The following is an 11738-nucleotide window of genomic DNA, read 5'->3' on the forward strand; positions in this document are numbered from 1 at the left end:
TTTTACACCTCCGCTCCGATCCAGTTACTAATGTCAACAGGCTCTGCCTCAATGGAACCAAACAGGGTCTGAGTGATGTGTTTCAGGACAGCAACAGAAGTCGGGTGCATCATCATAAAGAGGTCGTTTCCTGCAATAGCAAGGGAAAGACCTGTAATGATTTCCCAGATAGGACCTCTGTACTCTCTCGGACCCCAGTCAGAGTCCTCCTTCAAAGGAGAGCTAACCATCCAGGACTCACGGGCACCCCAGGCGTTGGTAGTACCTGAGGACATCGGGAAAGTAAGTTCCTCGTCACCCATAAGAGCTGCAAGACGGATACGCTCCATGTTGGTGTAGGCATAATCAAGACCATAACCGAGTGCGGCAGTGGTCGGGTCCATGATGATCCGGTCTCTTGGAACGTTGCACTGCTTCATGAGTTTCCTGTTAAGTTCCTTCTGGGCATTCATATCCAGCTGGGTCCAGGAAAGGATATCGTGGTCGTACTTTACTGCAGCTTCTGCAATCTTGGCATAGTCAAGGTTCAGGCTGGCAGATGCAATAAGGCAGCGTTCGCCTTCGGCAACTTCGGCAGCTTTAGCAAGAACCTCAGGATCTTTCTGCGGGTTACCGGACCCACCGATTGCAATTGGCACATCAACAGCCTGAAGGACTTCTTCTACAGTCTTAGCTGCATCTTTGGGTGAGGTGTCCTTGATAAGAGGGTCGGTTGAAATAAGGTGAATAGTAATCATGTCAGCGTTGAATTTCTCAACGTTCTTCTTTGCCCATTCACCAGGGTTGTCCATTACATCGTCGTAGTTCTCCTTGACAGCTTTTGCAAGACCGAGTCTCATGTCGAAAACGTCAATGGTAACCTGGTTCCTGTTGGGCATGGGAGCGTCAGGGAAGAAAGGAAGGGCTTTCTCGCCACCGAGCAACACTCTCTTGCCACGGCTTCCGCCGTCTGCAGAGGTGTTGCCGATTGGAACTTCCTGAATCTGGTTTGTCCATTCGGCAATGTTCGCAACATCGAACTTGGCAGGAATGAGATCCTTAAATTTAGGAGCTGCAAGAGCAGGGGAAATTCCAGGAGCAGCGCCAGGAGCACCAGCAACAGGGGCACCAATGCCGACAGGGACGCCAAACATGTTAGCAAGCCGTGCAAAGTGCTGGGCAAGTATTGCATTCTCCTGACCGAGAAGAGCAGCAAGCATCGGGTCAAAGCCGCCTCCGAGGCCACTAAGATCAAGCTCAATGTCACCTTCAATGGTCACACCTTCAAGGGACAGTATTTCCATATCCTTGAACATGTCTGTCATTTCTGATAACTTAACTTTCTTTGCCATGTAAACCTCACCTTTTACGTAAGTTTTCCGTTTTGAGGAGTGAATAGATAAATAAAGAAATTACAGAATTTACTTCCGGATTCTTCCTTAGAGGAAAGAAAAATGGGGCAGAAGTAAACTCTGCTCCGTTATTTCACATTATTTTGAATAAATTTCAAGCCCGGAAAACGGGCAAAGGAATCTTTATCTCTTTCCTTGTGTTCTGCAACGTTCAAAAGAAAACGGGATTAGAATCCCAGTTCTTTTACAATACTTTCAATTTCAATTGCAGCAACCGAGTCATCCGAGATTTCAAAGAGAGGTATACCTTTTATATCCATTTCCTCGATTTTAGGGTCGAGAGGAATCATACCTATCATATTGAGTTTAAGATCCTCTGCCAGTTTGACAAGCTTTTCGCGGTTAGCATCCGTAACCTTGTTTGCAATAACGTGAATTTTACCAACGTTTGAGTCAAGCTCATCAACAAGTTCATGAATTCTTTCAGCAGTCCTGAATCCCCTGCGAGAAGCATCTGTTACGACAATAAGGTCATCGATATCACGGATAATCTTCCGGCTGAAATGCTCAAGACCGGCCTCTGCATCAATGATAACCACATCATAATTCACGATCAGTTTATCCATGATGCCCCTGAGGAGGTTGTTTACATAACAGTAACAACCTGAACCTTCGGGACGGCCCATGACCAGCAGGTCGTATCCGGGCATTTCCTCGATGATCTCATAAACCTTGCTTTTGAGTACGGACTCTTTATTCATATCGGGGTTGTCAGGCCTTGGTTTGGTGATCTCAGCCTGTAAATACTCCTTTGCATCCCCGATTGTTTTTACGTCCTCACAGCCAAGGGTTTCAGGCAGGTTAGTGTCTGCATCAGCATCAACTGCAAGCAGAAACTTACCCTTTTTGGAAAGGGAGCGGATCAGAAGAGCCGCTACCGCTGTTTTACCAGTCCCACCTTTTCCCGTTATTGCAATTACTTTTGTCACAGAATACCCCATTGGATTGTTTTTCGTTGCAGACGATTAAGTATCGTCACCAAACTGCGTTTATTCCTTCTTCTCGCTGATGACCATTCTGTCGATGGAGATCTTTGCATTCTTGAAGGTGATCTTTATTCCACCGGCTTTACCAGCAGGCATCATTGGCATTGAAGCCATTGCAGGCATCTGGAACCCAGCTGCAGGCATCATCATCGGAGCGGCTGCAACAGCTGTTTCTTCGGCTTCTTCCTCTTCTTCCTCTTCTTCCTCTTCTTCTGCAGCTGCCCAGGTAGCAACAACAGGGTGGTTCTTCTCCTGCAGGAAAGCCTTCAGGGACTCAATGTCAGTTGCATCGTTCTCAGTTGCAATCTTATCTTTGAGGTCTTCAGGAATGGTGTCGGCAATCTTTTCCTTGAGCATGGCAGGGAGCCAGACAACTCTGTTCCAGCCGCCGTCAGCCTGGATGAACTTGGGGGAATAGAAGTAGGCAACACCGATACCCAGGAAACCTACTATCTGTTTTCCGCCGCCTGTCTGGCCAGCCATGGTTGAGAAACCAATACCATTAGGAGCCATTCCCTGGTATTCTCTGTTAACCCAGCCAATACCGTCAACTTCAGGGATGTAGAACCCGACTACTTCGAAGCAGCCACAGGAAGTGTGTGGGGAGTCAAAGAAGGAGTGGAGTTTGATTTTGCTGAATTCGCCACTGGAAAGCTTTACAGCAATGTCGTTGACACCGGAGTACTCACCTGTATTGGCATCAAGAAGGTCACCCTTTGCAATTGCGAACTGTGGGCCTTCTGGGTCTACTTTTGCTGCTGCACGGCCGTCGAACCAGTTAATTGCACCACAGAGGGAAACTCTGTCAGGGGAAACTACACAGACGTTGGTCGGAGCAAAGGACTGGCAGAGGGTACATCCGTAGAAGACATCGACATCCTCATCGCGGAGATCCTTTGTCCTGGCGTCTCTTGCCTTGAAGATCTCTTTTGCTTCTGCCAGCTGTTTCTCAACTTCGGCCTGGTCGGTGTAGAAGGTCACCTGCATCTTCTCGATAAAGGGAAGTTCGGTCTTGAAGAGCATCATGACAGCCTGCCCGAAGGGCTTGAAGGAGTCCATCTTTGCAGCTGTATCCTTGGAAACTCTCATCCAGACGTCGTACCTCTGGTTCAGGTGCATAATGCCCTGGCAGTAGTTTATGAAGTCGTGGACACGTCTTTCGACGACAGACTCAAGGTCAGGCTCTACAAGTTCTCCGCCGATGTTGAAGATCATTGCCCAGGGATAGGTTTTGCCCTCTTCCATATCTTTGAGATCGGGACCAATAATTGTAACCTTGTCATCTTCAATCTCGTCCATGGCCTTTGCACGGACAAGCTCGAGACCAAGGGACTTTGGGCCGCCGAGTTCAACAAACATTCCTTCCTTTCTTACTCTTTCTCCTTCAAACATTGGGGAAATCTCAAATGGGAATTCTGCCATTATATTTTGCCTCCTAAATCCAAATTATAATGCATTAATAAGTTCATCCAGGGCAGCATAGTGGTCTGCCTTACTCAGATTTCCGAAAGACATCGTCGCGTTCTGGATGTAATTTCTGTCAATTGCTATTGCTTTTACATCTGAAAAATTCTTTGTTCCGGACAATACTTGATTAATATAGTATTTTATATGCCCTAAAACAATGAGTGTGTCATAAGTTCCGTTACCATCAAGCCCTGGCCAGTTAGGGTCAGTTACATAAAAGCCGAGCTGGTGCAAATTGATATACTTGGCATCCACATCCTTGTCCACAAAGCCAGGCATTGAGCTGCCAGTTGCTGCAATAGGGATGTTTTTTGCTTTTGAGATCTTCACTGCCCTGTCAAGTAGTTCCGGGTCAAGGATTTTGGTCCCAACCACAAGAAGTGGCCTCTTTGCTTTTGAAATCAGTTTGGCTGCGATCTCGGGAGTTGTTGCTTTTGCAGTTGTTACTCCGTAACTGGTGAAGAGCTTGGTATTTTTGGTAGTGTCTACCATTTTCAGGCCCCCTTGCAAAGTCTCTTAAGGTTAGTTGGCTGTGCAGAGACATCGAACTTGATCTTCGGACCGGAGATGATCTTCCTCTTCTTCCAATCAATTTCCCAGCCGTGCTCTTTTTCGAGTCTCTTAAGGAGTTCTTCACGCTTGGCAAGCGGGAGGTCAGCCTCGTTTCTGACAAACTTCCACCAGTCTTCAGGTTCTACACCGAGGTACTTTTTGGAAAGCTCCATCCAGTGAGTTAGCTTTATTGACCTGCCCATGCTGTTATCGGACGGACGGATGCAGGCTTTTGCCATCATCGGGATTGCTTCCTGCCAGGTTTCTGCAGTTGTCAGCAGGAATTCCGGCGCTGGTGGGATGTTCATCTCTGAGCCGTCTCTTGCATCATAGACTTTCCACTTGGACTCGTCATAATTCTTGGCGATCAGGGCTCTCCTGTATTTAGAACTGTGGGGGCCGAGCACTGCAGGGATACCATATATGTTACATCCAGTACCGATAGCAGCAGCCTTTTGCGAATATGCACCCCAGGCAAGTCCGCATGCACCCACACGGTTGAGAGTATAGTCTGCAACTTCTGCCAGGTTTCCTGCAAGGACTCTACCTGCGAAAATCCCGGCAACTTTTTCTGCGGCCCCACTGATGTGTGAATTGGACACACAGGAGCCAGTGTTAAGCAGTCCACCACCTGCGAATGTACCAGGATACTTTTCGTAGAGGGTCTTGCCTTCTTCATCCTTGTACATACCGATGTCCATTGCAGAACACCCGCTTACAGCCAGGAGGTAGTTTCTTTTCAGGAACTCTTCGGCAATTAGGTAGACATCTTTAGTACCAGCTGGATAGTTTGGACATCCGATGATAGCGATAATACCAGGAGTAGTTCCCATAACAAGGTTCAGGCCTTCTTTCCTGATTTCCGCATCACTTGCCTGTCCTCTGCCAGCTCTGACCCAACCTTTCTCTTCACCGATGGCCTTCTGTGCAGCCTTCTCCATTACACTCACGATTGGTATGTCCTTCTTACATACCTGTTCACAGCGGCGGCATCCAATACAGCGGTCGTGGAGAGCTTCAAGATATTCGTAGCTACCTTTGGATGCATATTCCAGAGCTTCTGGAATTTCGAGCTCTTCTGGGCATGCAAGCAGGCATTCTCCACACTTGGCGCACTTGTCAATATATGACTTAAACTCCTCATCAGTCGGAATTGCTGTTATGCCTTCTGCATCACGGATCGGAGCCATTACCTCAGCAAGCTTCGGGACAAGTTCTCCAAGTTTTTCATAGTCCAGCATTACACAACCAGGAATTGCTCCTGACTTTAATTCCTCAATTATTGAATCCACATCTGCATCTGTACGATCCGGTAGTCCCATCATGATTTTTTCATTGGACGCTATCACAGGGATCTTGAGTTTCTGGGACTCGGATAAAACATCACCGCGGACGCACTGTTCGTCGACAACAATAACATCAGGCATTCCGGAGCGGATAACCTTCAGTTCTTTGGCCAGAGACCCTACGATCTTGGCGTATGGAGCTCTCCTGTCAGCTTCCTTGTACCTGGTCATATCGAATGCGGTACAGCAAAGGCCGGCAATTTCCATCTTATCGGTCAGGTTGTTGTCTTCCATGTAGTCCATAATATAGGTTACACCGGCAACGTTGTGTCCGATTGCAACAATAAGTGGCTTGGACTTGTCAATAGACCCCATACCGATTTCAATGAGAGGGGCTTCAGGATCAGCTTTCGGGAAATCATATGCTGAAACCTGAGCGATATCAGAAACTTCCATACCAACGTGGTCAAGACTACCGCTGAATAGGGCTTTTGAATCATAGTCAATTTCTGCGCTTTCCTGCCCTGCATGGATGGTTGCAAGGAGCTGGGTGAGCTCTTCTTCAACATACTCCATTGGGGCTCTGCATTCTCCAAGGGTCTTCGGGCTGTATCCCGTACAGATTGTGACGTTTGGAGTCAGAACATTAGATTCTCCTAGACTAATAGGATAGTCTTCACCAAAGACTTCTATTACATGTTCAAGCAGGTGACGACCGTGGGCAGCGTGACATGCAGTACCTGTAATTACACGGAGGAAGAATTCCCTTCCTGTTTGGCCTGCCATGTCAATACCACAGGCACCTCTCTTGTTTCCAGACAGGTCACATGGTCCATAAGTACAGTAGCAGCACTGATCACACATGGGGGTCAAGACAGGCTCATAGCGGTTGAGCAGGAGGAAATTCCAATCATTTCTATAAGCTGCCATATTTGCCAGAGGGGTCGGACCCATCGGTCCTAGCTCTTTTTCCTCTTTTGCCTCTTTGGCAACCTCCTTTGCTGCCCCTACAATATTATTAATAGTGATCTGAACGGATTCCAGATCTTCGATAGAAAAACTCCCGGTAGTTAGTTTGCTCATTTGAGCTTTACCTCCTAAATTTGTTTAAAGTCGACTTTACCAAGACGATTGCAATTATCATACTCGGCATATTCTTCATGATTGTACATTATATATTTTGCCGTCTGCTTAAAGTTACAACCGTGTAAGTAAATGCGCTTCTGGTAAAATGCTATTAACTATTTTTTCAACTAGCAAGTATTTCACCAGCGTTTTTCCAGCTAAAGTCGTTTTTAGAGGAAATATTTCCATGTAAAAGTCGTTTTTAGGGTTTAATTTCTCTTCAAAGCTGTTTTTACACCCTTTTTGTCAAAAAAAACCGTTTTTGCCAACGATTGAGACCTTAATCCTAACAAGAGGTCGCTACCGATGGATAATAAACACTAATTAATTGTCTTAACGTACCAAATCTATATAACATTTTCTAATTTGTAACACGCATTTCGAGAGGGGTAAAATGGGAAAATTCAAAATCAGTCTACTTTACGATTTTTTTTGAACTATATGTGAAAAAACTAAGTTAGTGTTTATAGATTCGGGTTTTTCAATAAAACTTATTTAAATACTAGCCTTCAATCTCTTTGTGTTATTAATTGTTAATAATTATACTTTTTATTCATGTTTAAAACGGGGGATTATGTAAATGTTTGTTACCAGAATCAAATACGAATTCTAAAACAAAAGCTATCCTTAACGTAAATATATAATTGAAAAAATAATATAGAATATATAAATATATGGCGAATAAATAAATGGAAAAATATTTATAGGCTTAGCATTGTCATACGGCTTTACACAGTAAACGCCGTAAACTATTTTTGTATTTTCACAGGAGATACATAAATATGATACCCCTAATTGAATATTAATTGATATATCTTCCAATATAAATATTATACTTTTGAATAAAAACAGCATTGATCCGTTTTCAACAATTTCACTCTTGAATATGATCATTCTTGAACATAATCAGAGTACCTCTCCAGTAACTGGTTTACTCTTCTCGTCGACCTTTAAATTCCGATTTATATTATCAAAGGTTTTGATGATGTGAAATTGACTTATTTAATAACCTCTGAAAAACGGAATTGAATTATAAGTAAGGTAAACGTCTAAGCCATAGTATCCGGAAAATTTACTGGCTTACATATAATTTACAGGTTTACATATATTTACTGGCTTACATGTAATTTACTGGCTCATATATAATTTACTGGCTTACATACAAATCACTTAAGTAGGCACTTAATTAATGTATAGGCAGTTCTTAAAATTAAGAGTTGATTCTTAGAGTTAAGAGATTTAAAGTGAGATAAATATCAATGATCAATTCAATGAAAACAATATCATCAATATCATTCTACCTAAGATTCTTCATTTTGGTTACAGGTAAGATACTCTAATCACCTCAAATTTAAAGCAGTGTTATATGAGATAAAATTAGAGAACATTTAGAACATAAATTGGAGATTAATTGGAATATAAACCGGAGAGTAGTTGGAAATATGTTTGACCTTAATGCAGCTTACATCCATGGAGGTGAAGCAAGTGGCAAGTAAAGATTCTATTTTCGCAAGCCCGTCCATAGTAATCATTGCTCTTTGCACACTTTCATTCTTCTTGGAAATGGTTCCGGGCATAGGCGATGTCTATTTTAACGCTTTTTATTTCGACCCTAATTATCTTGTAACAAAGCCGTGGACGCTTATTACATACATGTTTCTACATAACGGTTTGTTTCATCTTTTGTTCAATATGCTCGTCCTATACTTCTTCGGAACTGCACTTGAGCGGCGGGTCGGGAACAGACAGCTTCTGGCAATTTTCTTCACTGCAGGGATTCTATCGGCAATAGGATATACCTTTTTAACCCAGCCGATTTTCAATATATCTCCTGGCCCAATGGTTGGCGCAAGCGGAGCAATCTACGGAGTCTTTGCAGCCCTCACAATACTTGAGCCGGATATCCGCGTCTATGTCTACTTTGTCCCGATGAAACTAAAACATGCACTGGTGCTTTTTGCTATCTTTGACTTTCTTATGATCAACTCATCGGATATGATAGCCCATACAGCTCACCTTAGCGGTCTCTTCGTCGGCCTTTATATGGGTTTCCGCATAAAGAAAATTCAGGAAAACGCTCAAAGATCCAGATACATTGGCAGGTGGTAACCCTGGAAGGGAAGGATCTTCCAGAAGGCACATACTACTATCCGAGACCCGATCCAGGAGAGAAGATTCCTATTATGGTTTTGAATTTCAGGAGACTATTTGCAGCCTGGTCTCCAGAGCTAAAAAAGACCCTGTACTTTAAAAAACCGCCTGAGAATGAGAACTTGAAAAGAGTAAGGGAAATTACCCTCCTTCAAATATATGATTGGCTTGCAGGCAGGGAAGGAGTGATAGAGCTTACTGATCCGGAGTTTAAGCAGTTTATGGAAGTTTATGAAGCTTTTCTGGAGAAACTGGGGGAAATCCAGTACCTCAGACGCAAAATAGGAAGAAAAACAGAAAATGTTTTTGAGCTTAAGGAATCTCCATATGTTATTCGGGAAGTAAAAAAGGGACCCTTTTCAGACAATTTATAAATAAAATTACTACGTTTTAGAGATCTGCATTTTATGGATATGGATTTTTATTTTGCCGGATTTTCTTACTGTTTGCAGGAAGATTTTCGGTTTTCAATCCAATTATTCATAAAAGGATAGAGTTGCAAATTCTGATTGCCTTAATTATGCAAATGTTTTACTACAGAAAAGCAGATATAATGTATCATCGGATTGAATGCAAAATTGCGGTATCAAGATATATATCTTAGAAATTCGGAACTTTAAACCTCAAAAGCTGATTGCGGAAGCATAAACTCTGTACCAGCAGATTGGAGGGCTGCTGGAAGTGTAGCTTCCCCCCCAGAATTAGTGCTGTATGGTCATATGGCACAAACAAACAAGGTACAGGTTCCGTGAACTGCAAGATCACAGAGGACATTGATAATGAAACCTGTAAAAAGCGGAATAGACTCAATATCAAAATACCTCCGCTCGAAAAAAGAAGTTGGCAGGCGGAAAATCGGACTTTTAGTGGACGGCCCGAATATTCTCAGAAAAGAATTTGATGTAAATCTTGAGGAGATAAGGGACGTCTTGAAAGACTATGGAAATATCAAAATCGGGCGCGTTTTCCTTAACCAGTACGCCTCTGACAAGCTTGTTGAAGCTATAGAAAATCATGGACTTGAACCTATAATTTGTTCGAGCGATGTTGATGTGCGCCTCGCGGTAGAGGGTATGGAGCTAGTATATAACCCCAATATTGACACTCTTGCAATCGTTACAAGGGATGCAGACTTCAAGCCGCTGTTAAACAAAGCAAATGAGCACGGCAAAGAGACTATTATTTTTGGAGTTGAGCCCGGTTTTTCCACAGCGCTAAAGAATTCTGCGGACTATGTTATTCTTATGAAGAAAGACAAAATGAGCAGTTATGACGAGTCCGATGGAATGGCATCAGGTGGAGGAAAAATTGATGCATCGGAATATCAGGATAGTATGTATGAAGAATCCGTAGAAAAGACCTGACATACTGTCCTTTTTTGATATTCCGTCCTCACTTTTTAAGGATAGTTAACTTCTACACCGAGGATTTCTTTTTCTCCTTCAAAAACATCCCGTGCGATCTCGGCACAGCCTATTGCAGCATGCCATTTTCCGAGAAACTGGCACTCTTGCCCCAAATGGGCATGAATTTTTTTCTGCACATATTCAAATTCTCCTATGGACCCTGCAAGAAAAACCTCTCCTGCAGTCCCATAATCTTTAAGAAGAAGTTGCATTGACGTAATTTCCATGGCTGCAAACAGCGCAATAGTATCAAGAGCCAGGAGAGCAGGACTTTCTCTTTTTTCGGCTGCAAGGAGTAGTTCTTCCCTATCTTTATATGGAGTCATTCTTAGAGCTCCTGCCTTTATAAAAGCCTGGTTTGCAGTGCAGTATCCGTTATCCACATCCCTGATAGCTTGCAGGTCAAGGGGTCCATGATGAACACCTGGAGCAAATATGCAAGCATCGATTGCCCCAATTACTTTCCCATCGGCAACGGCAAGAGTAACAGTATTTGAACTTATGTCGGAAACCACAAAGTTATTATAACCCAGGCAGAGGATGTGGTAAGCAATTCCCAGCTTCTCAGGACTCGTAAGATGGGAAAACACCTTCATTCTGGAATCTACCTTACTCTCCGTATGAAGGCCAGGGATTGCTATTGCCGGAATTCCCGAATTCCGAATGGCATCAAAAACTTTTGTGCCTCCTCCTGTCTTTTTTCCTGCTCCTTCAGTACTCTTGAGTCCCCTTCCTTCCAGGCTCCTGACATCCTTAATTGTAGAAAAACCATCTCCCATTGAGTACGTCAAAGCGACAAGGTCGATTGTCTCACGTTGAATTCCAAAGTGTTCCTCAAGTGAAGTAAGGATCTCATTTTCGGACATGGCTGCTGCATCGGTCCTCTCAAGTTCAAAAGTAAGAGTACTTTCTCCGTCTATAAGAGCAAAACGCATCGCAGTTGTACCATGATCAATACCTATAAACCCCAATTACTTGTCTCTCCTTAGCGCCTCAGAGGGCAGTTTTTAAGATTTCGTTTAGTTCGTCCATAATTCTATCTCCCTCTTCAGCGGTTCCAACTGTTGTTACCAATCTTATTTCCTGAAAACTTCTGCCTTCAGAGAGTAATAGCCTCAAGTTCCCTCTCGCGTCCGCACGCAGCACCTTTCCGGTCAGGCTTCCTCCTGCAATGCCTTTTACGGAAATTACGGTTGGGATTACTTTCTTTACTTCAGGGTGCTGGGTCACAAGTTTTACAAGTTTTTTACCAGCTCGTCCCCCGATAATTGTTGTATGGGCTCCACCAAGCTTGTTTTTATAGGAACTTTGCGAGCTCTCATGTAAGTTATTTTTATTTACCTTCATTGTAGTCAAACCGGTACCTGTTCCCCT

At 43.6% G+C, this 11738-nt stretch carries 10 protein-coding genes; 3 read left to right on the top strand and 7 right to left on the bottom strand.

The annotated features are described in order from the left end of the window. Positions 1-2 precede the first annotated feature (2 nt). The 5 genes from cdhD to cdhA form a co-directional block, all read right to left on the bottom strand. Entirely contained in the window at positions 3-1331 is a 1329-nt protein-coding gene (cdhD, locus tag MSBR3_RS14625; RefSeq protein ID WP_048108941.1) for a CO dehydrogenase/acetyl-CoA synthase subunit delta, read from the bottom strand. Positions 1332-1558: 227 nt separating this feature from the next. Continuing rightward, entirely contained in the window at positions 1559-2320 is a 762-nt protein-coding gene (locus tag MSBR3_RS14630) for an ATP-binding protein (protein ID WP_048108942.1), read from the bottom strand. Between the two features lie 60 nt (positions 2321-2380). Beyond that, entirely contained in the window at positions 2381-3799 is a 1419-nt protein-coding gene (gene cdhC, locus MSBR3_RS14635) for a CO dehydrogenase/CO-methylating acetyl-CoA synthase complex subunit beta (RefSeq protein ID WP_048108943.1), read from the bottom strand. 24 nt (positions 3800-3823) lie between these two features. Further along, positions 3824-4336 (bottom strand): CO dehydrogenase/acetyl-CoA synthase complex subunit epsilon, encoded by a 513-nt coding sequence (gene cdhB / locus MSBR3_RS14640; RefSeq protein WP_048108944.1) that lies wholly within the window; start codon positions 4334-4336, stop codon positions 3824-3826. A gap of 2 nt (positions 4337-4338) precedes the next feature. After that, positions 4339-6765: a CO dehydrogenase/acetyl-CoA synthase complex subunit alpha gene (gene cdhA, locus MSBR3_RS14645; protein WP_048108945.1), complete on the bottom strand. Its 2427-nt coding sequence runs from the start codon at positions 6763-6765 to the stop codon at positions 4339-4341. Positions 6766-8292: 1527 nt separating this feature from the next. On the opposite strand from cdhA, the gene MSBR3_RS14650 reads away from it, so the two are divergent. The 3 genes from MSBR3_RS14650 to MSBR3_RS14660 all read left to right on the top strand — a co-directional run bounded on the left by MSBR3_RS14650 (position 8293) and on the right by MSBR3_RS14660 (position 10322). Then, entirely contained in the window at positions 8293-8916 is a 624-nt protein-coding gene (locus MSBR3_RS14650; protein WP_155396832.1) for a rhomboid family intramembrane serine protease, read from the top strand. Beyond that, positions 8910-9332 carry a hypothetical protein gene (locus MSBR3_RS14655; protein WP_048108946.1) on the top strand — a complete coding sequence of 141 codons (423 nt, stop codon included), beginning with the start codon at positions 8910-8912 and terminating at the stop codon, positions 9330-9332. The genes MSBR3_RS14650 and MSBR3_RS14655 overlap by 7 nt, the downstream gene beginning before the upstream one ends. Positions 9333-9737: 405 nt before the next feature. Further along, positions 9738-10322 carry a TIGR00288 family NYN domain-containing protein gene (locus MSBR3_RS14660; RefSeq protein WP_048108947.1) on the top strand — a complete coding sequence of 195 codons (585 nt, stop codon included), beginning with the start codon at positions 9738-9740 and terminating at the stop codon, positions 10320-10322. A gap of 35 nt (positions 10323-10357) precedes the next feature. Here the strand turns inward: MSBR3_RS14660 and MSBR3_RS14665 are convergent, their stop codons facing one another. Continuing rightward, on the bottom strand, positions 10358-11335 hold the full coding sequence (locus MSBR3_RS14665; RefSeq protein WP_048108948.1) for a methanogenesis marker 12 protein: 978 nt from the start codon (positions 11333-11335) through the stop codon (positions 10358-10360). A gap of 22 nt (positions 11336-11357) precedes the next feature. Further along, positions 11358-11711, bottom strand: coding sequence for a DUF2103 domain-containing protein (locus tag MSBR3_RS14670; protein WP_048110590.1), 354 nt, complete (start codon positions 11709-11711; stop codon positions 11358-11360). Positions 11712-11738: the final 27 nt, after the last annotated feature.

The sequence above is a fragment of the Methanosarcina barkeri 3 genome, from assembly GCF_000970305.1.
GTDB classification, from domain to species: Archaea; Halobacteriota; Methanosarcinia; order Methanosarcinales; family Methanosarcinaceae; genus Methanosarcina; species Methanosarcina barkeri_A.

What these genes read in the sequence shown, in the direction of transcription:
- cdhD (WP_048108941.1), bottom strand. Translation starts at nt 1,331, where the DNA reads ATGGCAAAGAAAGTTAAGTTATCAGAAATGACAGACATGTTCAAGGAT.
- cdhC (WP_048108943.1), bottom strand. Translation starts at nt 3,799, where the DNA reads ATGGCAGAATTCCCATTTGAGATTTCCCCAATGTTTGAAGGAGAAAGA.
- cdhB (WP_048108944.1), bottom strand. Translation starts at nt 4,336, where the DNA reads ATGGTAGACACTACCAAAAATACCAAGCTCTTCACCAGTTACGGAGTA.
- cdhA (WP_048108945.1), bottom strand. Translation starts at nt 6,765, where the DNA reads ATGAGCAAACTAACTACCGGGAGTTTTTCTATCGAAGATCTGGAATCC.
- MSBR3_RS14660 (WP_048108947.1), top strand. Translation starts at nt 9,738, where the DNA reads ATGAAACCTGTAAAAAGCGGAATAGACTCAATATCAAAATACCTCCGC.
- MSBR3_RS14670 (WP_048110590.1), bottom strand. Translation starts at nt 11,711, where the DNA reads ATGAAGGTAAATAAAAATAACTTACATGAGAGCTCGCAAAGTTCCTAT.